Source organism: Streptococcus bouchesdurhonensis (assembly GCF_948472335.1).
The window spans coordinates 129000-150967 of sequence record NZ_CAOKTW010000004.1 but is presented as its reverse complement, the minus strand read 5'-3'; the positions used below and the strand labels follow the sequence as shown (position 1 = coordinate 150967).

Annotated in this window: 14 protein-coding genes and 12 pseudogenes; 20 read left to right on the top strand and 6 right to left on the bottom strand. The window is 40.4% G+C overall.

From position 1 onward, the window contains the following. The 5 genes and pseudogenes from QMQ21_RS08215 to trxB all read left to right on the top strand — a co-directional run bounded on the left by QMQ21_RS08215 (position 1) and on the right by trxB (position 3334). Positions 1–357: an arsenate reductase family protein gene (locus QMQ21_RS08215; protein ID WP_023934080.1), complete on the top strand. Its 357-nt coding sequence runs from the start codon at positions 1–3 to the stop codon at positions 355–357. Between the two features lie 157 nt (positions 358–514). After that, positions 515–1313 (top strand): annotated as a pseudogene (locus QMQ21_RS08210) (amino acid ABC transporter permease). Further along, positions 1313–2056: an amino acid ABC transporter ATP-binding protein gene (locus QMQ21_RS08205; RefSeq protein ID WP_000590965.1), complete on the top strand. Its 744-nt coding sequence runs from the start codon at positions 1313–1315 to the stop codon at positions 2054–2056. Before QMQ21_RS08210 ends, QMQ21_RS08205 begins: the two are co-directional and overlap by 1 nt. A 76-nt stretch (positions 2057–2132) precedes the next feature. After that, complete coding sequence (locus QMQ21_RS08200) at positions 2133–2357, top strand: DUF4059 family protein (protein ID WP_000926599.1); 225 nt, start codon at positions 2133–2135, stop codon at positions 2355–2357. 65 nt (positions 2358–2422) lie between these two features. Then, positions 2423–3334 carry a thioredoxin-disulfide reductase gene (trxB, locus tag QMQ21_RS08195; RefSeq protein ID WP_000272299.1) on the top strand — a complete coding sequence of 304 codons (912 nt, stop codon included), beginning with the start codon at positions 2423–2425 and terminating at the stop codon, positions 3332–3334. Positions 3335–3372: 38 nt separating this feature from the next. Here the strand turns inward: trxB and rlmB are convergent, their stop codons facing one another. Beyond that, positions 3373–4101 (bottom strand): 23S rRNA (guanosine(2251)-2'-O)-methyltransferase RlmB, encoded by a 729-nt coding sequence (rlmB, locus tag QMQ21_RS08190; RefSeq protein ID WP_000855766.1) that lies wholly within the window; start codon positions 4099–4101, stop codon positions 3373–3375. A gap of 44 nt (positions 4102–4145) precedes the next feature. Then, positions 4146–4757, bottom strand: coding sequence for a peptide deformylase (gene def, locus QMQ21_RS08185; RefSeq protein WP_001272952.1), 612 nt, complete (start codon positions 4755–4757; stop codon positions 4146–4148). 325 nt (positions 4758–5082) lie between these two features. Here def and QMQ21_RS08180 point away from each other — a divergent pair, with 325 nt between their 5' ends. The 13 genes and pseudogenes from QMQ21_RS08180 to QMQ21_RS08120 all read left to right on the top strand — a co-directional run. Next, positions 5083–6402, top strand: a complete 1320-nt coding sequence (locus QMQ21_RS08180) for a CapA family protein (protein WP_000830204.1) — start codon at positions 5083–5085, stop codon at positions 6400–6402. A gap of 41 nt (positions 6403–6443) precedes the next feature. Continuing rightward, positions 6444–7135 (top strand): annotated as a pseudogene (locus QMQ21_RS08175) (IS5 family transposase); the annotation flags it as partial. 104 nt (positions 7136–7239) lie between these two features. After that, positions 7240–7347 (top strand): annotated as a pseudogene (locus QMQ21_RS08170) (IS5/IS1182 family transposase); the annotation flags it as partial. A gap of 36 nt (positions 7348–7383) precedes the next feature. Continuing rightward, positions 7384–7533 (top strand): 50S ribosomal protein L33, encoded by a 150-nt coding sequence (rpmG, locus tag QMQ21_RS08165; protein WP_001809104.1) that lies wholly within the window; start codon positions 7384–7386, stop codon positions 7531–7533. A 39-nt stretch (positions 7534–7572) separates the two neighbouring features. After that, entirely contained in the window at positions 7573–7806 is a 234-nt protein-coding gene (secG, locus tag QMQ21_RS08160) for a preprotein translocase subunit SecG (RefSeq protein ID WP_000282517.1), read from the top strand. 261 nt (positions 7807–8067) lie between these two features. Further along, positions 8068–10422: a ribonuclease R gene (gene rnr, locus QMQ21_RS08155; RefSeq protein WP_023937384.1), complete on the top strand. Its 2355-nt coding sequence runs from the start codon at positions 8068–8070 to the stop codon at positions 10420–10422. Further along, positions 10385–10852 carry an SsrA-binding protein SmpB gene (smpB, locus tag QMQ21_RS08150; RefSeq protein ID WP_001051744.1) on the top strand — a complete coding sequence of 156 codons (468 nt, stop codon included), beginning with the start codon at positions 10385–10387 and terminating at the stop codon, positions 10850–10852. Before rnr ends, smpB begins: the two co-directional genes overlap by 38 nt. Positions 10853–10918: 66 nt before the next feature. Next, positions 10919–11726, top strand: a pseudogene (gene tehB / locus QMQ21_RS08145) (SAM-dependent methyltransferase TehB). Positions 11727–11798: 72 nt separating this feature from the next. Then, positions 11799–12753, top strand: a pseudogene (locus tag QMQ21_RS08140) (competence protein CoiA). 18 nt (positions 12754–12771) lie between these two features. Then, positions 12772–14572, top strand: a pseudogene (gene pepF, locus QMQ21_RS08135) (oligoendopeptidase F). Position 14573: 1 nt separating this feature from the next. Beyond that, positions 14574–15287, top strand: a complete 714-nt coding sequence (locus QMQ21_RS08130; RefSeq protein ID WP_007285038.1) for an O-methyltransferase — start codon at positions 14574–14576, stop codon at positions 15285–15287. A 66-nt stretch (positions 15288–15353) separates the two neighbouring features. After that, a complete protein-coding gene (gene prsA / locus QMQ21_RS08125) occupies positions 15354–16295 on the top strand; it encodes a peptidylprolyl isomerase PrsA (protein WP_000727950.1) in 942 nt (313 codons plus the stop codon). A gap of 306 nt (positions 16296–16601) precedes the next feature. Continuing rightward, a pseudogene (locus tag QMQ21_RS08120) lies at positions 16602–16697 on the top strand (IS630 family transposase); the annotation flags it as partial. A 357-nt stretch (positions 16698–17054) separates the two neighbouring features. Here QMQ21_RS08120 and QMQ21_RS08115 read toward each other — a convergent pair. From QMQ21_RS08115 to QMQ21_RS08100, 4 genes and pseudogenes are all read right to left on the bottom strand, one after another. After that, on the bottom strand, positions 17055–17675 hold the full coding sequence (locus QMQ21_RS08115) for a histidine phosphatase family protein (protein WP_023937379.1): 621 nt from the start codon (positions 17673–17675) through the stop codon (positions 17055–17057). Further along, positions 17675–18156, bottom strand: a pseudogene (locus QMQ21_RS08110) (aminoacyl-tRNA deacylase). Before QMQ21_RS08110 ends, QMQ21_RS08115 begins: the two are co-directional and overlap by 1 nt. Next, positions 18156–18994 (bottom strand): annotated as a pseudogene (locus QMQ21_RS08105) (DUF368 domain-containing protein). The pseudogenes QMQ21_RS08110 and QMQ21_RS08105 overlap by 1 nt, the downstream one beginning before the upstream one ends. Before the next feature lie 94 nt (positions 18995–19088). Next, positions 19089–19888: pseudogene (locus QMQ21_RS08100) on the bottom strand (GH25 family lysozyme). Positions 19889–20031: 143 nt separating this feature from the next. Between QMQ21_RS08100 and glmU the strand changes: the two are divergent. Both glmU and QMQ21_RS08090 read left to right on the top strand, forming a co-directional pair. Further along, a pseudogene (glmU, locus tag QMQ21_RS08095) lies at positions 20032–21410 on the top strand (bifunctional UDP-N-acetylglucosamine diphosphorylase/glucosamine-1-phosphate N-acetyltransferase GlmU). A 9-nt stretch (positions 21411–21419) separates the two neighbouring features. Continuing rightward, a pseudogene (locus QMQ21_RS08090) lies at positions 21420–21966 on the top strand (NUDIX hydrolase). Positions 21967–21968: the final 2 nt, after the last annotated feature.

Sequence of the window (21968 nt, the reverse complement as noted above, 5' to 3'; positions counted from 1 at the left end):
ATGTTAGAATTTATCGAATACCCAAAATGTTCAACTTGTAAAAAAGCAAAACAAGAATTAAACCAACTCGGTGTGGACTACAAAGCCGTCCATATCGCCGAAGAAACACCTAGCCAAGAAGTTATTTTAAACTGGCTGGAAACCTCAGGGTTTGAATTGAAGCAATTTTTTAACACCAGTGGAATCAAATACCGTGAATTAGGGTTAAAAGATAAGGTAGGAAGTCTGTCAAACCAAGAAGCAGCTGAGTTGCTAGCAAGCGACGGCATGTTGTTAAAACGGCCAATTTTAGTAGAAAATGGAACTGTTAAACAAATCGGTTATCGAAAACCTTATGAAGAATTGGGATTGAAATAGTTTTTACTTATCTCTCTGATAGATAAAATATATAACCTCCCTGTTTTAAAGTATGATAAACTAGTAGGTAGACAAAGACTGTATCTGACCGTAGCAAATAATTTCATTGACGGCAGAAGTATGGTAGAATGAATCATTATCAGGAGAGGATGTTTTTATGAATGTTACAACGATTTTAGCATCAGATTGGTATCAAAACTTGATGCAATTGATTGGATGGCAAGCTTTTTAGCTTGCGTTCGGTCTTTGATGGAATTCCGAGAATTGTTCAACAACTTCCAACAACGATTATGTTGACAATTGGTGGTGCCTTTTTTGGCTTGGTTTTGGCGCTTCTTTTTGCCATTGTGAAGATCAATCGTGTTAAGATTTTATATCCCTTGCAGGCCTTCTTTGTTAGTTTCTTAAAAGGGACACCGATTTTAGTGCAGCTCATGTTGACCTACTACGGAATTCCTTTGGCTTTGAAAGCCCTCAATCAGCAATGGGGGACTGGTCTCAATATCAATGCCATTCCAGCAGCAGCTTTTGCGATTGTTGCTTTTGCTTTCAATGAGGCAGCTTATGCCAGTGAAACCATTCGTGCAGCCATTCTCTCAGTCAATCCTGGTGAGATTGAGGCGGCACGTAGTCTGGGGATGACCCGAGCACAAGTTTATCGTCGCGTGATTATTCCAAATGCGGCCGTTGTGGCGACTCCAACCTTGATTAACTCCCTCATCGGCTTGACCAAGGGAACTTCCCTAGCCTTTAGTGCGGGTGTTGTGGAAGTCTTTGCCCAAGCTCAGATTTTGGGTGGTGCCGATTATCGTTATTTTGAGCGCTTCATCTCCGTTGCTCTTGTTTATTGGGTAGTCAATATCGGAATTGAGAGCCTTGGTCGTTTCATCGAGAGAAAAATGGCTATTTCTGCACCAGATACAGTGCAAACAGATGTGAAAGGAGACCTTCGTTAATGATTAAGATTTCGAATTTAAGCAAATCCTTTTCAGGACAGACTGTCTTGGATCATCTGGACTTGGATATTCAAAAAGGGGAAGTTGTAGCCTTGATTGGTTCTTCAGGAGCTGGAAAATCAACCTTTCTTCGCAGTCTCAATTATCTTGAAACACCTGATAGTGGCTCGATTCAGATTGATGATTTCTCGGTTGATTTTTCTAAAATCACTCAAGAAGAAATCCTTGCCCTACGTCGCAAGTTATCTATGGTATTTCAGCAGTTTAATTTGTTTGAGCGCCGTACAGCACTTGATAATGTGAAAGAAGGCTTGGTTGTTGTCAAGAAATTATCTGACCAAGAAGCGACTAAGATTGCCAAGGAAGAGTTGGCTAAGGTTGGGCTTTCTGATCGTGAAAACCATTACCCTCGCCATTTATCAGGTGGACAAAAGCAACGGGTTGCCTTGGCGCGTGCGCTTGCTATGAAACCAGATGTCTTGCTCTTAGATGAACCAACTTCAGCCCTTGACCCAGAATTGGTCGGTGAAGTAGAGAAGTCTATTGCAGATGCTGCTAAGTCAGGTCAGACCATGATTTTGGTCAGTCATGACATGTCCTTTGTAGCCCAAGTGGCTGATAAGATTCTCTTCTTAGATAAGGGGAAAATCATCGAGTCTGGAACACCAGATGAGATTATCCACCATCCTAAAGAAGAGCGGACAAAAGAATTCTTCGCTAGTTACAAACGGACTTATATTTGATATAATAGATAAAGAAAAACTCAGTTAGCTGGACTAGCTGAGTTTACTCTTTAAAAAGATAGAAATGAGAGAAATCATGCTACTGCAACTATTTTCTTTATATTTCGAGAGTTTGATCTTAACCACCATCCTCGTCCTGATTTTTTTAGGAATTTGGATTGGACTGAGAGCCATGTCGGGAGTTGATAAGACAGCCAAGGCTCGCCAAGCCCATCTCTATGATATGATTATGATTGGGGTCTTGGTTGTTCCAGTATTATCCTTTGCGGTTATGAGTTTAATTCTTGTTTTCAAGGCATAATCCTTGCGTGATTGACAAGAAAGAGTTAGAATAAAGATAGTTACAACAAGAAAGAAGGAAACTATATGTACGATACTATTATTATCGGTGCTGGACCTGCAGGGATGACTGCAGCCTTGTATGCTGCTCGAAGCAATTTGAAAGTAGCTTTGATTGAAGGTGGTCTGCCAGGTGGTCAGATGAATAATACATCTGATATCGAAAATTACCCAGGATATGCTAATATTAGTGGACCTGAATTGGCAGAAAAGATGTTTGAACCGCTTGAAAATCTCGGTGTTGAGCACATTTATGGATATGTTGAAAATGTCGAAGACCATGGTGATTTTAAGAAAGTGATGACTGACGACCAAACATATGAAACTCGTACCGTTATCGTAGCAACTGGTTCTAAACACCGTCCTTTGGGAGTACCTGGAGAAGAAGAACTGAACAGTCGTGGTGTTTCTTACTGTGCCGTGTGTGATGGTGCTTTCTTCCGTGACCAAGATTTGTTGGTAGTTGGTGGTGGAGATTCAGCTGTTGAAGAAGCCCTCTTCTTGACTCGTTTTGCTAAGACTGTTACCATTGTTCACCGTCGTGACCAACTTCGTGCTCAAAAGGTTTTACAAGACCGCGCCTTTGCGAATGAGAAAATCAGCTTTATCTGGGATTCTGTAGTGAAGGAAATCAAGGGTGAAAACCGAGTAGAATCTGTCGTATTTGAAAATGTGAAAACAGGTCAAGTGACAGAACAAGCCTTCGGTGGCGTCTTTATCTATGTTGGATTGGACCCTCTTAGCGATTTTGTTAAAGAATTGAATATCCAAGATCAGGCAGGCTGGATTGTGACAGATAACCACATGAAAACTGCAGTTGACGGTATCTTTGCAGTTGGAGATGTTCGCCAGAAAGACCTTCGCCAAGTAACAACAGCGGTTGGAGATGGAGCTATCGCTGGTCAAGAAGCCTATAAATTTATCACAGAACATAGTTAATCATAAAAAAGTTTCCAATCAGATGACTGGAAACTTTTTTATAGTCTGTTTCGGAAAACTTCGTACATGAGAATGGCCGCAGCAACACTGGCATTAAGGCTTTGAACATGGCCATTCATGGGAATGGTAATCATTTCATCGACCTGTTTTTTAATGTTGCTAGAGATGCCTTTTCCTTCATTTCCGATGATGAGGGCGATTTTCCCTTTTGTATTCCACTTATGGCAAGGAGTACCGTTCATATCCGTTCCAAAGGTCCAGAAGCCTTCATCCTTGACTTTGTCCAGAGTTTGGCTCAGATTGGTCACTCGGGCGATGGGAACGTGCTCGATAGCACCTGTGGCCGTTTTGGCAACGACGGGGGTAACACCTACAGCACGGTGCTTGGGAATGATGACACCTGAAACATTGGTCGCATCGGCTGTTCTCAGGATGGATCCTAGGTTGTGAGGGCCAGTCAAACCATCCAGAATCAATAGCAAAGGATTTTCTTCTTGGCGTGTTTTGGAAAGGATGTGATCTAGCTCGCTATAGGCAAATTCGGACACTCGTAAAACAAAACCTTGGTGGACAGCACCTTCAGTCATCTCAGAGAGGGATTTTTTTGAGGTCCAAGAAATGGACACCTTCTTTTCTGTAGCCAGTTCCTTGACTTTCTCAAGATTCTTACCTCGGAGATTTTCTTGGAGGTAGAGTTTGTTTCCAGTATTTGCAAGGAGGGCTTCGGTAACGGCGTGGACGCCATAGACAATATCATTTGTTTTCATGCCTCTATTATAACACAAAACCCCGTCTTGCAACGGGATTTTCTTTATTCTAGAATCAGTAAACCATCTTTAACTGCAAATGGGTCTTTTTCATTGATACGATCGTAAAACATGATACCGTTAATGTGGTCAATTTCATGCTGAACAACAATGGAGTTGTAGCCTTTGAGTTTGATACGGTGTTTTTCTCCATCTTTGTCAAAGTAGTCAACAGTAACGCGGGCATGGCGAACAACATAGCCAGGCACGTTGCGGTCTACAGACAGGCAACCTTCTCCTTCACCAAGAGCAGCGTCTTGAACAGAGTGAGAGACGATTTTTGGATTGTACATAATGGCTTGCAAGTCGTAGGCTTCCTGCGGAGTTTCGCCTTCTTCAACAATATTAGGTACCAAAACAGCGATAATGCGTTTTGAGATATCCAATTGAGGAGCAGCCAGTCCAACCCCACCGCGGAGTCCCAATTTTTCAGCCATGACAGGATCTTGGGAATGTTTAAGGAATTGCATCATCTTTTCGCCAAGGATGATTTCCTGATCAGATAAGGGGAAAGTAACTTCCTCAGCAACTGCGCGTAGAGTTGGGTTCCCCTCGCGGATAATATCGTTCATATCAATTAAGTGAGCAGCTTTTGTAATACGTTCTATTGCAGACATTTTCTCTCCTTTCATTACCTCTACATGATATCACAAAATGTCAAGGATTGAAAGTATTATAGCCTTTAGGATTTATAGAAAATAGATAGGAAGTTCAATTCATACTCAATGAAAATCAAAGAGCAAACTAAGAAGCTAGCCGTAGGTTGCTCAAAGCACTGCTTTGAGGTTGTAGATAGAACTGACGAAGTCGGTAACATATATACGGTAAGGCGACGCTGACGTGGTTTGAAGAGATTTTCGAAGAGTATCAATTGTGAAAGAATTACTTATCTATGATATAATAAAAAGAAAAGGCTTGCATAAGAAAGTAGGGAGAATGAAGATGAAAAGAAGACAAAATCGAAATCAGGGTGGTTTAGCTTTTCGTTTTATGAAGGGCTTGGTAAACTTTTTTAGGAGTTATCGCAGGTGGAGCAATAAAGGATTTGTGGCGGTACTCTTGCTAGCAGTTGCTTTATCAATGGGCTTGGTCTTGTTGGTTGAAAGTTTCCAAGGAATCCCTTTAACCAGTCAAAAACGAGATACTATTTCTCAAGAGGGGACTAAGCAAAAGTCTCAGGAGCAGGAAGAGGAAAAAACTGCCAGAATTATGGCTAATGGGGATTTGCTCTACCACGATGGACTTTTCTTTTCAGCTAAAAAAGAAGACGGTACCTATGACTTTCATGAGAATTTTGAGTATGTGACACCTTGGCTCAAGCAAGCAGATTTAGCTATTGGTGATTTTGAAGGAACCATCAATAAGGATCATTATTTAGCGGGTTATCCTCTCTTTAATGCTCCTGCTGAAGTTATGGATGCCATTAAGGATGCAGGTTATCATGTGCTAGATTTAGCTCATAATCATATTTTGGATTCGCAAATTGAGGGAGTTATTTCAACGGCCGATATTATTGAAAAAGCTGGAATCACTCCAATCGGAGTTTATACGCATGAACCACGTGATCAGGCTCCGTTGGTCATTAAGGAAGTGAATGGAATCAAGGTTGCTCTTTTGGCCTATTCCTATGGATTCAATGGAATTGAACGGTATATTTCTCAGGAAGACTATAATCGTTATCTTTCAGATTTAAACGAAGATAAGATGAAGGCTGAAATTGAACGGGCAGAGAAGGAAGCAGATATCACCATTATCATGCCTCAGATGGGTGTGGAGTATCGATTGGAACCAACTGAGGAACAAAAAGCTCTTTATCACAAGATGATTGATTGGGGGGCGGATATTATCTTTGGAGGGCATCCTCACGTTGTGGAACCATCTGAAACGGTTGAAAAAGATGGAGACAAGAAACTCATTATCTATTCAATGGGGAACTTCATTTCCAATCAACGGATTGAATCTATGGGAGATGAAGAAAATGCTAAGTGGACTGAACGTGGCGTTCTCATGGATGTAACCATTAAGAAGAAGGATGGAAAAACAACTATCGGAACAGCTAAAGCTCATCCTACTTGGGTCAATCGAACACCAAAGGGAACCTTTTCACCAGAAGGCTATCCTTTATATCATTATCAAACCTATATCTTGGAAGATTTTATAGAGGGTGGCAGTCATCGTGACCAGTTAGATGAAGCGACTAAGGAACGAATTGATACAGCCTATAAAGAAATGAACGAACATGTGGGATTGAAGTGGGATTAGCTTGAATAGACTTCCTGTGAAACAAAAATATGATACAATAAAATTATGAAGCAAGTAAACAACTAACTGATACACGATTTAAGCTCCTTGTTGCTGTTCAGCGCACGACTTTTGAAGAGATGTGAGCTGTATTGAAAACAGCTTATCAAGGTAAACACGCAAAAGGGGGACGAAAACCTAAACTAAGCTTAGAAGACCTTCTTATGGCGACTTCAATATGTGCGAGAATATCGAACTTATGAAGAAATTGCGGCTGATTTTGGTATTCACGAAAGCAACTTAACCCATCGGAGTCAATGGGTTGAAGTAACTCTTGTTCAAAGTGGTTTTACGATTTCAAGAACTCCTCTCAGTTCTGAGGACACGGTAATGATTGATGCGACGGAAGTAAAAATCCATCGCCCTAAAAAACAATTAGCGAATGATTCTGGTAAAAAGAAATGCCACGCTATGAAGGCTCAAGCGATTGTCACAAGTCAAGGGAGAATTGTTTCTTTGGAGATCACTGTGAACTATTGTCATGATATGAAGTTGTTCAAAATGAGTCGCAGAAATATCGGACAAGCTGGTAAAATCTTGTCTGACAGTGGTTATCAAGGAATCATGAAGCTATATCCTCAAGCACAAACTCCACGTAAATCCAGCAAACTCAAGCCGCTAACAGCTGAAGAGAAAGCCTGTAACCATGCGCTATCTAAGGAGAGAATCAAGGTTGAGAATATTTTTGACAAAGTATAGTAGATTGAAACTAGAATAGTACACCTCTACTTCTAAAACATTGTTAGAAATCGATTTGACTGTCTTGATCGATTTGTCCTGTTCTTATTTCATTTCACTATAAAAACGTTTAAAATGTTTTCAACAACCTATCGAAATCATCGTAAACGCTTCGGCTTACGAATGAATTTGATTGCTGGCATTATCAATCATGAACTAGGATTCTAGTTTTGCAGGAAGTCTAATAAAAGTAAAGGAAATCTAGTGCGAGTAAAAATTAATCTCAAATGCTCCTCTTGTGGCAGTATCAATTACCTAACCAGTAAAAATTCAAAAACCCATCCAGACAAGATTGAGGTTTTAAAGTATTGTCCCAAGGAAAGAAAAGTAACCCTACATCTTGAATCTAAGTAGATTTTATGGTAAAATAATAGGGATTGTAAGGAGTTTGATATGTATAACCTATTATTAACCATTTTATTAGTATTATCTGTTGTGATTGTGATTGCGATTTTCATGCAACCAACTAAAAACCAATCCAGCAATGTATTTGATGCCAGCTCAGGTGATTTGTTTGAACGCAGTAAAGCACGCGGTTTCGAAGCTGTGATGCAGCGTTTGACAGGGATTTTAGTCTTTTTCTGGCTAGCCATTGCCTTAGCATTGACGGTATTATCAAGTAGATAAGAAAATAATGGGCAGGACTAGGTCTTTGCCTCTTTTTGTTTTTATATTCTTCAAAAATCTCTTCAAACCACGTCAGCTTTCATCTGCAATCTCAAAACAGTATTTTGAGCTGACTTCGTCAGTTCTATTCACAACCTCAAAACGGTGTTTTGAGCAACCTGCGGCTAGCTTTTTAGTTTGCTCTTTGATTTTTATTGAGTATGAAAGGATGTTTGAGAAGGTTTTACAGTAAAAGAAAATTAAAAAATCTAGAAAGAAAATATGAAAGATAGAATAAAAGAATATTTACAAGATAAGGGAAAGGTGACTGTTAATGATTTGGCTCAGGCTTTGGGAAAAGATAGTTCCAAGGATTTTCGTGAGTTGATTAAAACCTTGTCCCTAATGGAAAGAAAGCATCAGATACGCTTTGAAGAAGATGGTAGTCTGACATTAGAAATTAAGAAAAAACATGAGATTACCCTCAAGGGGATTTTTCATGCCCATAAAAATGGCTTTGGCTTTGTTAGTCTGGAAGGCGAGGAGGACGACCTTTTTGTAGGAAAAAACGATGTCAACTATGCTATTGATGGTGATACCGTTGAGGTAGTGATTAAGAAAGTCGCTGACCGCAATAAGGGAACAGCAGCAGAAGCAAAAATTATTGATATCTTAGAACACAGTTTGACAACTGTTGTAGGTCAAATCGTTCTGGATCAGGAAAAACCTAAGTATGCAGGCTATATCCGTTCGAAAAATCAGAAAATCAGCCAACCCATCTATGTTAAGAAACCAGCCCTTAAACTGGAGGGAACAGAAGTTCTCAAGGTCTTTATCGATAAATACCCAAGCAAGAAACATGATTTCTTTGTCGCGAGTGTTCTCGATGTGGTGGGACACTCAACAGATGTCGGAATTGATGTTCTTGAGGTCTTGGAATCAATGGACATTGTATCCGAGTTTCCAGAAGCTGTTGTCAAGGAAGCAGAAAGTGTGCCTGATGCTCCGTCTAAAAAGGATACGGAAGGTCGTCTGGATCTAAGAGATGAGATTATCTTTACCATCGATGGTGCTGACGCCAAGGACTTGGACGATGCGGTGCATATCAAGGCCTTGAAAAATGGAAATCTGGAGCTTGGTGTTCACATCGCAGATGTTTCCTACTATGTGACCGAGGGGTCTGCCCTTGATAAGGAAGCTCTTAACCGCGCAACTTCTGTCTATGTGACTGACCGTGTGGTTCCAATGCTTCCAGAACGACTATCAAATGGCATCTGTTCTCTCAATCCCCAAGTTGACCGTCTGACCCAGTCTGCTATTATGGAGATTGATAAACATGGTCGTGTAGTCAACTACACCATCACACAAACGGTTATCAAGACAAGCTATCGGATGACCTATAGCGATGTCAATGATATCCTAGCAAGCGACGAGGAAAAGAGACAAGAGTATCAGAAAATTGTTCCTAGTATCGAACTTATGGCCAAACTTCACGAAAGGCTAGAAAACATGCGTGTGAAACGTGGAGCCCTCAATTTCGATACCAATGAAGCCAAGATTTTAGTGGATAAACAAGGTAAGCCTGTTGATATCGTTCTTCGTCAGCGTGGTGTTGCCGAGCGGATGATTGAGTCTTTTATGTTGATGGCCAATGAAACAGTTGCCGAGCATTTCAGCAAGCTGGACCTACCTTTTATCTATCGAATTCACGAGGAGCCTAAGGCTGAAAAGGTTCAGAAGTTTATTGATTATGCTTCGAGTTTCGGTATTCGAATCTATGGGACTGCTAGTGAAATGAGTCAAGAGGCACTTCAAGATATTATGCGAGCAGTTGAGGGGGAACCTTATGCAGATGTATTGTCCATGATGCTTCTTCGCTCCATGCAGCAGGCTCGTTATTCGGAGTATAATCACGGGCATTATGGACTTGCGGCTGACTATTATACTCACTTTACTAGTCCGATTCGTCGTTATCCAGACCTTCTTGTTCACCGTATGATTCGTGATTACGGCCGTTCTAAGGAAATAGCAGAGCATTTTGAGCAAGTGATTCCAGAGATTGCGACCCAGTCTTCCAACCGTGAACGTCGTGCCATTGAGGCTGAGCGTGAAGTCGAAGCCATGAAAAAGGCTGAGTATATGGAAGAATACGTGGGCGAAGAGTACGATGCGGTTGTGTCCAGCATTGTCAAGTTTGGTCTCTTTGTTGAATTGCCAAACACAGTTGAAGGCTTGATTCACATCACAAATCTACCTGAATTTTATCATTTCAATGAGCGTGATTTGACTCTTCGTGGGGAGAAATCAGGAACAACTTTCCGTGTAGGTCAGCAAATCCGTATCCGAGTTGAAAGAGCCGACAAGATGACGGGTGAAATTGACTTCTCTTACATCCCAAGTGAGTTTGATGTGATTGAAAAAGGCTTAAAACAGTCTAATCGTAGTGACAGAGGGCGTGGTTCAAATCGTCGTTCAGATAAGAAGGAAGATAAGAGAAAATCAGGACGCTCAAATGATAAGCGCAAGCATTCACAAAAAGACAAGAAGAAAAAAGGAAAGAAACCTTTTTACAAGGAAGTAGCTAAGAAAGGAGCCAAGCATGGCAAAGGGCGAGGGAAAGGTCGTCGCACAAAATAAAAAGGCGCGCCACGACTATACAATCATAGATACGCTAGAGGCAGGGATGGTTCTGACTGGAACTGAAATCAAGAGTGTACGAGCTGCTCGAATCAATCTCAAGGATGGCTTTGCCCAAGTAAAAAATGGAGAGGTCTGGTTGAGCAATGTCCATATCGCTCCTTACGAAGAGGGCAATATCTGGAACCAAGAACCAGAACGTCGTCGTAAACTCCTGCTCCATAAAAAGCAAATCCAAAAGTTGGAACAAGAGACTAAAGGGACAGGAATGACCCTGGTTCCTCTTAAAGTCTATATCAAAGACGGTTATGCCAAGCTTCTTTTAGGTTTAGCTAAAGGGAAGCATGACTACGATAAGAGAGAGTCTATCAAACGTCGTGAGCAAAACCGCGACATCGCGCGCGTGATGAAAGCTGTTAATCAGCGATAAAAAGAGGAATTGAAAATGGAAAAATTAGTTGCCTATAAACGCATGCCTTTGTAGACTAAAGAAACCATGCCTGAAGCTGTTCAGCAAAAGCACAATACAAAAGTTGGGACTTGGGGAAAATTACTGTCTTGAAGGGAGCTCTCAAGTTTATTGAATTGACAGAAGAAGGGAAGTTCTAGCTGAACACCTCTTTGAAGCAGGGGCAGATAATCCCATGGCACAACCACAAGTCTGGCACCGAGTGGAAGCTGCCACAGATGATGTGGAATGGTACTTGGAATTTTATTGTAAACCTGAGGATTATTTCCCTAAGAAATACAATACCAATCCTTTTCATTCAGAGGTTCTAGAGGCCATGCAGACAGTAAAACCAGGGAAAGCTTTGGATTTGGGTTGTGGTCAGGGGCGCAATTCTCTTTTTCTAGCCCAGCAAGGTTTTGATGTGACGGCTGTAGATCAAAATGACCTGACCCTTGAAATCTTGCAAAGTATTGTGGAGCAAGAAGATCTGGACATGACTGTTGGTCTTTACGATATCAATTCAGCTAGCATTGGGCAAGAATATGATTTTATCGTATCAACTGTTGTTCTCATGTTTCTACAAGCAGACTGCATTCCAGCTATTATTCAAAATATGCAGGATAAAACCAGTGTTGGTGGCTATAATCTTATCGTTTGTGCTATGGACACGGAGGATTATCCTTGCTCAGTGAACTTCCCATTCACCTTTAAAGAAGGGGAATTGGCAGACTATTACAAGGATTGGGAATTGGTTAAGTACAATGAAAATCCAGGCCATTTGCACCGTCGCGATGAAAATGGCAATCGTATTCAACTACGCTTTGCGACCATGCTAGCCAAGAAAATCAAATAAAAATGAATGAAGATTAGGAATTTTCCTGATCTTTTTTCTTTTTTACGAATAATATAGAAAAGGAGGGAAATCATGTTTGTTGCGAGAGATGCTAGGGGAAAATTGGTAAATGTGTTAGAGGATAAGCTTGAGAAGCAAGCATACACCTGCCCAGCTTGTGGAGGTCAGCTTCGTTTGCGTCAAGGACCAAGTGTACGGACCCATTTTGCCCATAAATCCTTAAAAGACTGTGATTATTCCTCTGAAAATGAAAGTTCAGAACATCTGGCCAATAAGGAATCACTTTATCACTGGTTGAAAAAAGATTCAGAGGTTCAATTAGAATACCTGCTTCCAGAACTTAAACAGATTGCGGATGTGTTTGTAAATGGCAATCTAGCTTTAGAGGTTCAATGTAGTCCCTTGCCACAAAAAGTTCTTAAAGAGCGCAGTGAGGGTTATCGTAGCCAGGGTTACCAAGTACTGTGGCTACTGGGAGAAAAACTTTGGCTCAAGGAGCGTTTGACTCGTCTGCAACAAGGTTTTCTCTATTTTAGTCAAAACATGGGCTTTTATGTTTGGGAAGTAGACAAGGGAAAGCAGATTTTAAGGCTTAAATATCTCATACACCAGGATCTTCGAGGTAAACTCCATTATCAAATCAAGGAATTTCCCTGTGGTCAAGGTAGTCTACTGGAGATATTACGTTTTCCCTATAAGAAACAAAAAATATCTCATTTTACAGTTTCTGAGGATAAGGACATCTGTTGTTATATCCAAGCAACAACTGTACTATCAAAATCCCATTTGGATGAAAGAACAAGCAGAAGCCTATCAAAAGGGAGAAAATGTCCTGACTTATGGGCTGAAAGAATGGTATCCACAAATTCGACCACTAGTAGGTGATTTTTGCCAAATTGAGAAGGATTTGACCAGCTATTATCAGTATTTTCAAATCTATTACCAAGAAAATCCTCAAAATGATTGGCAAAAGCTTTATCCACCAGCCTTTTATCAGCAATATTTCTTGAAAAATATGGTAGAATAGAAAGGATGGAGGAATCTAATGGTATTACAAAGAAACGAAATAAATGAAAAAGATACATGGGATCTATCAACGATCTACCCAACTGACCAGGCTTGGGAAGAAGCCTTAAAAGATTTAACAGAACAGCTGGAGACAGTAGCCCAGTATGAAGGCCATCTCTTGGATAGTGCGGATAGCCTACTCGAAATTACTGAATTTTCTCTTGAAATGGAACGCCAGATGGAGAAGCTTTACGTTTATGCTCATATGAAGAATGATCAGGATACACGTGAAGCTAAGTATCAAGAGTACTATGCCAAAGCAATGACACTCTATAGTCAGCTAGACCAAGCCTTTTCATTCTATGATCCTGAATTTATGGAAATTAGTGAAAAGCAGTATGCTGACTTTTTAGAGTCTCAACCAAAATTGCAGGTTTATCAACACTATTTTGACAAGCTTTTGCAAGGAAAGGATCATGTTCTTTCACAACGCGAAGAAGAATTATTAGCTGGAGCTGGAGAAATCTTTGGTTCAGCAAGCGAAACCTTCGCTATTTTGGACAATGCGGATATTGTGTTCCCTTATGTCCTCGACGATGATGGTAAGGAAGTTCAGCTATCTCATGGGACCTACACACGTTTGATGGAGTCTAAAAATCGTGAGATTCGCCGTGGGGCCTATCAAGCCCTTTATGCGACTTACGAACAATTCCAACACACCTATGCTAAAACCTTGCAAACCAATGTTAAGGTGCAAAACTATCGTGCTAAAGTTCGCAACTACAAGAGCGCTCGTCATGCAGCCCTAGCGGCTAATTTTGTTCCAGAAAATGTTTATGACAATTTGGTAGCAGCAGTTCGCAAGCATTTGCCACTCTTGCATCGTTACCTTGAACTTCGTTCAAAAATCTTGGGAATTTCAGATCTCAAGATGTACGATGTCTACACACCACTTTCATCTGTTGAATATAGTTTTACCTACCAAGAAGCCTTGAGAAAAGCAGAAGATGCCTTGGCAGTCTTGGGTGAGGATTACTTGAGCCGTGTTAAACGTGCCTTCAGCGAGCGTTGGATTGATGTTTACGAAAACCAAGGAAAGCGTTCAGGTGCCTATTCTGGTGGTTCTTACGATACCAATGCCTTTATGCTTCTTAACTGGCAGGACAATCTGGACAATCTCTTTACTCTTGTTCATGAAACAGGTCACAGTATGCATTCAAGCTATACTCGTGAAACGCAACCTTATGTTTACGGAGATTATTCGATCTTCTTGGCTGAGATTGCCTCAACGACCAATGAAAATATCTTGACGGAGAAATTATTGGAAGAAGTGGAAGACGATGCAACGCGCTTTGCTATTCTCAATAACTTCCTAGACGGTTTCCGTGGGACAGTTTTCCGCCAAACTCAATTTGCTGAGTTTGAACACGCGATTCACCAAGCGGATCAAAATGGTGAAGTCTTGACAAGCGATTTCTTAAATAAACTCTATGCTGACTTGAACCAAGAGTATTATGGTTTGAGTAAGGAAGACAATCCAAATCCAATACGAGTGGGCTCGGATTCCACACTTCTACTATAACTACTATGTATACCAATATTCAACAGGCTTTGCGGCGGCCTCAGCCTTGGCTGAAAAAATTGTCCATGGTAGTCAAGAAGACCGTGACCGCTATATCGACTACCTCAAGGCAGGTAAATCTGACTATCCACTTAATGTCATGAGAAAAGCTGGCGTTGATATGGAGAAGGAAGACTATCTCAACGATGCCTTTGCAGTCTTTGAACGTCGTTTGAATGAGTTTGAAGCCCTTGTTGAAAAATTGGGATTGGCGTAAGATGGTTGAATCGTATAGTAAAAATGCCAACCATAACATGCGTCGCCCTGTCGTCAAGGAAGAAATTGTAGACTTGATGCGTCAGCGTCAAAAGCAAGTCACAGGTTCCTTGAAAGAATTGGAAGACTTTGCCCGCAAGGAAAATATTCCCATTATTCCCCATGAAACGGTTGTTTATTTCAGGTTTCTCATGGAAACCATGCAACCTAAAAACATTCTGGAAATTGGGACGGCTATCGGTTTTTCAGCTCTCTTGATGGCAGAGCATGCGCCAAATGCTAAGATTACAACCATTGACCGTAATCCAGAAATGATTGGTTTTGCCAAGGAAAATTTTGCCCAGTTTGACAGTCGCAAGCAAATCACTCTCCTAGAGGGAGATGCGGTAGACGTCTTATCTACACTGACAGAGTCTTATGATTTCGTCTTTATGGATTCTGCCAAGTCTAAATACATCGTCTTTCTGCCAGAAATCCTCAAACATTTGGAAGTTGGAGGTGTGGTTGTCTTGGATGATATTTTTCAAGGTGGTGATGTTGCCAAGGACATTATGGAAGTTCGTCGTGGCCAGCGAACCATTTATCGAGGACTTCAAAGACTATTTGATGCAACCTTAGACAATCCAGGACTCACCGCAACATTAGTACCTCTGGGGGACGGCATTCTCATGCTTCGTAAAAATGTAGCAGATGTTCAATTGCCTGACAGCGAATGATTTTCAGAAAAATTTAAGAAAATATAGTAAAATAGATAGAGTAACACTTATCTCAAAGGAGTAGACATGAAGAAAAAACTATTGGCAGGTGCCATTACACTATTATCAGTAGCAACTTTAGCAGCTTGTTCGAAAGGTTCAGAAGGGGCAGACCTTATCAGCATGAAAGGGGATGTCATCACAGAACATCAATTTTATGAGCAAGTGAAAAGCAACCCTTCAGCCCAACAAGTCTTGTTAAATATGACCATCCAAAAAGTTTTTGAAAAACAATATGGCTCAGAGCTTGATGATAAAGAGGTTGATGATACTATTGCCGAAGAAGAAAAACAATATGGTGAAAACTACCAACGTGTCTTGTCACAAGCAGGTATGACTCTTGAAACACGTAAAGCTCAAATTCGTACAAGTAAATTAGTTGAGTTGGCAGTTAAGAAGGCAGCAGAAGCTGAATTGACAGATGATGCTTACAAGAAGGCCTTTGACGAATACACTCCAGATGTAACGGCTCAAATCATCCGTTTGGACAATGAAGACAAGGCCAAAGAAGTTCTCGAAAAAGCCAAGGCAGAAGGTGCTGATTTTGCTCAATTAGCCAAAGATAACTCAACTGATGAAAAAACAAAAGAAAATGGTGGAGAAATTACCTTTGATTCTGCTTCAACGGAAGTACCTGAGCAAGTCAAGAAAGCCGCTTTCGCTTTAGATGTAAACGGCGTTTCTGATGTGATTACAGCAACTGGCACACAAGCCTACAGTAGCCAATATTACATTGTAAAACTCATTAAGAAAACAGAAAAATCATCTAATATTGATGACTACAAAGAAAAATTAAAAACTGTTATCTTGACTCAAAAACAAAATGATTCAACATTTGTTCAAAGCATTATCGGAAAAGAATTGCAAGCAGTCAATATCAAGGTTAAGGACCAAGCCTTCCAAAATATCTTTACCCAATATATCGGTGGTGGAGATTCAAGCTCAAGCAGTAGTACATCAAACGAATAGTCCAAATCAATAAGTCAGGGAAAAAACTCGACTTCAGGAAAAAATGAAGTAAATCTTCCCACAATAAAACGCATAGTACAAGGTTTTCAATACCTGATATTATGCGTTTTTTGATTTTAAAGACTTTTTGACTAGCCCCATTTTTTAACTTAATACTCAGTGAAAAGCAAAGATTAAACTAGGAAGCTAGCTGTAGGCTGCTCAAAGAACAGCTTTGAGGTTGCAGATAAGTCTTATGAGGTCACCAACATATATAATGTGAAGCTGACGTGGTTTGAATAGATTTTAGAAGAGTATGAGTTGGAAGTTTTAATGGATAATGCAAGATTCCATAGAATGGGTAAGCTAGAGTTCTTATGTGAAGAGTTTGGGCATAAACTTTTACCTCTTCCTCCCTACTCATCTTATACTCAATGAAAATCAAAGAGCAAACTAGGAAACTAGTCGCAGGTTGTACTTGAGTACGGCAAGGCGACGTTGACGCGGTTTGAAGAGATTTTCGAAGAGTATTAGTATAGAAAAGTGAATCTGAACTAGTACATCACTGCTTCTAAAACATTCTTATAAATTGATTTAAATTCTCAAATCAATTTATTCAGTTCATATTTCATTTTGCTCTACAATTCTGTTGAGAAGACATGTGTTCATATCAAAAAGGTATTGGCAAGTTGCAATACCTTTTTACGAGTCTCTTTTGTCTTATTTTTGTTTCAACTGACTATATCTCCTATGGTTCTAGTTCAGAAGACTAGGCTATAATTATGATTGATAAGAAGTATCATTCCAAGTATCGAGAGTAAACGTTTCAAAATCATGGGTTTCTAGAATGGTCAGGCTGGCATTTGCTAGACCGCCATCTTTACGAAGAAGTGGTTCTTTATATCCTAGAAGAGTACGAAGACTGGCAGTAAGATTGGCGCCGTGTCCGACAATTAGAATACGCTCAGATGGACTATCTTTTAATGATTTGATAAATTGGATAGTTCGTTGTGTTGTGCTATAGAGGGATTCGGCTCCAAACATTTGAGTGTCAAATTGAGCAAGATTAGTACGGAAAGCCTGGATTTGTTGCGGGTAAATAGCTTCCAAGGTTGCAATTTTCAAACCTTCCAACTTCCCCAGCTGCCATTCACGGAGATTAGGAACGCTTTCTAAAGGACAGGGGGTCCTGAGTTGACTTTGGATAATCTCGGCAGATCTGACCGCTCGAGGTAAATCGCTTGAATAAATCTGATTAAAAGGAATTTCCTTGAGATATTGGCCAAGTTGTTTTAGGGTTTCAATGGATTCAGGAAGAAGGGGAGAATCTCCACTAGCACCTTGAAAACGCCCTTCTTGGTTCCAGACGGTACGACCGTGGCGGACAAAGTAGAGTTTCATTACTTGCTGTCCTCCAAAATATCTACAAAGTCGGCTTTTACAAAGTTAGCCAAGTCTTGTGGCGCGACGATAATGCTGTGACCAACTTCGCCAGCAGAGACAATCATTTGATCCAAGTCTAGGGCGATTTTATCGATAAAAATGGGGTAATTGTGTTTCTGACGAATTCCGACAGGATTATTAGCTCCATGAATGTAACCAGTTGTTTTTTCCAAGTCCTTTTGTGGAATCATGCTCACTTTTTTATTGCCAGAAATTTTAGCTAGTTTCTTTTCAGACAAGTGCTGAGTGATAGGGACAATTCCGATAATCGGTCCTGTCTTGTCTCCAAAAGAGCCAAGGTTTTGAAAATCTGATCTCGTTCATAACTTTGAGGAAGCTCTCCTTCCAGGGCATTGATTTGAATCCCCTGATGTGGGATACCTGCTTTAGATAGGATTTGTTCCACCAATGTTTTTTTGATTTTAACTTTTTTTGCCATTATTTATACTTATCCTCCAATTGGCTCATCCAAATACCAACCAAATTCCCAACGCAAAGAAGAAGGCGATGATGACATACCCAACAAGAGAAAGACCAGTGTATTGGATACTTTCAGCGTTCCCTGCATTTGGAATCAAAATCAAAAGAGTACTTGATAGGACGATACCGATGATGAAATGATAGACGCGTGAGTGGTAGTTGTTTAAGGCATAATCCATCAATTTTGAAAAAATGATGAGAGTTGCGCCTGCTCCGATTCCATCGGGAAGAAGGTTCCCAAGAGGTCAAAGGTTTTAAAACCAGTCAACATAGGAGCATAGAGTCCCAAAATCAAAAGTAGATTTGATGGACTGAGACCAGGAACTAATACGCCAAGAGCCAGCAGTGCACCAGCTAGGACGAAATTAAGAAAGCTGGCACTTAAGGTTCCAACTACAAAATTTAAGGCATAGAGACCTAGCCCAGAAATGATAAAGGTTGCCCAGAACCAAGCTAAATCAATCTTGTCTCGGTCAGATTCTCGAGTTGATTCTTTAAGAAGGCTAGGAACCGTACCAATGATGGCACCTGCAAAGCTCCATAAGACAAAGACCTGATAATTTTCAAGCAAGTATTCAATCGGATAAGAAAATAAGCCGATTCCCAGAAGCATACCGATGGCAACTGGAATAAAGTACAAAACATTTTCTTTAAAGTCTTTAAAGGGATGGGCCAGAAAACCAATCATTCGTTCATAGATTCCTAAGATTGCTGCTAGAACCCCTCCTAAATTCCCAGAAGATAAATCCAAGAGCAATCACAATCCCTTTAATAAGGCGCGCTAACCATGAGAGCATATAGTTCCTCCAACTATTTCTATTTCAAAAAATCCTTACTATATTGTATCACAATCAAACACAAAAAGAAAAAGCAAATGCTAAACAAATGCTTTTAAGGTTTTAAAAAGATTTTTCTAAAGGTTTCTTCTTTGTTTTTTAAGGGAGAGATGACGTTGATATCCAAATCGTGGTCAAAGCCGCAATTTTTCCTTTAGATGTGTATTGGTGAATATCATAATCTAAGTCAGTTTTAGGACTGCTCTCCAAAAATCCTGAGTTAGAGCCGTAGGACGGAATCCAAACAGAGGTAAACTTGCCTGTATCAATACTATGTTCTTCCATGAAATAGACCCCAACGTAGATGCCGATGTTTTTAGCACCTAGTGATGCTAGTTTTGCTCGAAAGGCTTCAACACCCTCGTTCATATTGGACATGGTTTTGTCTTCTACGTCTAGCCAATAGTAACTAGGGCTGTAAGGAGAGGCAGCATTGTAGAAAACTTCGGCGGCCTTTTCCATTTCTTGGACACTTTTTCCAGCTACATAAGCGTAGACCCCAACTGGGACATTCCGCTTTTGAAGTTCAGTGATATGACTCTTATAGGCCTTGTCTATTCCATTGATAAAGGAAGCATCATTTTCTTTTGTCGTTTGAGCACCACTGTGAACACGAACAATAGCGCCTGAAATATTTTGTGAGAGGGCATCGTAGTTGATTTCCTCAGGACGCTGCCAGCCAGAGAGGTCAATAATCGGTTTGTCTAAGTGTTTCAAAGCCTGTGCTTCAATCTGCGCTATGTTGGATTTTGTTTTAAAGGATTGGTTGTCATTAAGTGGGCGATTGATGATTAAAATGAAAATTATGATCCCAAAAAAACCAAATAAAATAAGTGGATGAATTTGTTTTCTCATATCTTATGATTTTACCCTAAAAATCAAAAAAAATCAAAAAAATGGGTTAAGGAAAGGACTTTGGAGCATTTTTTCATTCAAGAGCGCGGAATGATTTGAAATATGGTATAATAAAAGGGAATTTCTACAGAAAAGAGAAGATTATGTCAAATTTTGCCATTATTTTAGCAGCGGGTAAAGGGACTCGCATGAAATCTGATTTGCCAAAAGTGTTGCACAAGGTTGCGGGTATTTCTATGCTGGAACATGTTTTCCGTAGTGTGGGAGCTATCCAACCTGAAAAGACAGTAACAGTTGTAGGACACAAGGCAGAATTGGTTGAGGAGGTCTTGGCTGGACAGACAGAATTTGTGACTCAATCTGAACAGTTAGGGACAGGCCATGCAGTTATGATGACAGAGCCAATCTTAGAAGGTTTGTCCATCACACCTTGGTCATTGCAGGAGATACTCCTTTAATCACTGGTGAAAGTTTGAAAAACTTGATTGATTTCCACATCAATCATAAAAATGTGGCCACTATCTTGACTGCTGAAACGGATAATCCTTTTGGCTATGGACGAATTGTTCGTAATGACAATGCTGAGGTTCTTCGTATTGTTGAGCAAAAGGATGCCACAGATTTTGAAAAACAAATCAAGGAAATCAACACTGGAACATACGTTTTTGACAACGAACGTTTGTTTGAGGCTTTGAAAAATATCAATACCAACAATGCTCAAGGAGAATACTATATCACAGATGTCATTGGCATTTTCCGTGAAGCCGGTGAAAAAGTTGGTGCTTATACTTTGAAAGATTTTGATGAAAGTCTTGGTGTAAATGACCGTGTGGCTCTTGCGACTGCTGAGTCAGTCATGCGTCGTCGTATCAATCATAAACACATGGTCAACGGTGTTAGCTTTGTCAATCCAGAGGCAACTTATATTGATATTGATGTTGAGATTGCGCCTGAAGTTCAAATCGAAGCCAATGTTACCTTGAAGGGGCAAACGAAAATTGGTGCTGGGACTGTTTTGACAAATGGTACTTATGTAGTGAATAGCACTATCGGAGCAAGAGCGATTATTACCAATTCTATGATTGAGGAAAGTAGTGTTGCAGACGGTGTGACAGTCGGTCCTTATGCCCACATTCGTCCAGGTTCAAGTCTGGGTGCCCAAGTTCATATTGGTAACTTTGTTGAGGTGAAAGGTTCTTCAATCGGTGAGAATACTAAGGCTGGTCATTTGACTTATATCGGAAACTGTGAAGTGGGAAGCAAGGTTAATTTCGGTGCAGGAACCATTACAGTCAACTATGATGGTAAAAACAAATACAAGACAGTCATTGGCAACAATGTCTTTGTTGGATCAAATTCAACCATTATTGCGCCAGTAGAACTTGGAGACAATTCCCTCGTTGGTGCTGGTTCAACTATTACCAAAGACGTGCCAGCAGATGCGATTGCTATTGGTCGCGGACATCAGGTCAACAAAGACGAATATGCAACACGTCTTCCTCATCATCCTAATAATCAGTAGGAGCCTATCATGGAATTTGAAGAAAAAACGCTTAGCCGAAAAGAAATCTATCAAGGACCAATATTTAAACTGGTCCAAGATCAGGTTGAATTACCAGAAGGCAAGGGAACTGCCCAACGGGATTTGATTTTCCACAATGGAGCTGTCTGCGTTTTAGCTGTAACAGATGAACAAAAACTTATCTTGGTCAAGCAGTACCGCAAGGCCATCGAGGCTGTCTCTTACGAAATTCCAGCTAGGAAAATTAGAAGTAGGAGAAAATACAGACCCTGTAGCAGCTGCTCTTCGTGAATTAGAGGAAGAAACAGCCTATACAGGGAAATTAGAACTCTTATATGATTTTTACTCAGCCATTGGCTTTTGTAATGAAAAGTTAAAACTATACCTAGCCAGTGATTTGACAAAAGTGGAAAATCCGCGTCCGCAGGATGAGGATGAGACCTTGGAAGTCCTTGAAGTGAGCTTAGAAGAAGCCAAGGAATTGATCCAATCAGGTCATATCTGTGATGCCAAGACAATTATGGCTGTACAATATTGGGAATTGCACAAAAAATAGAG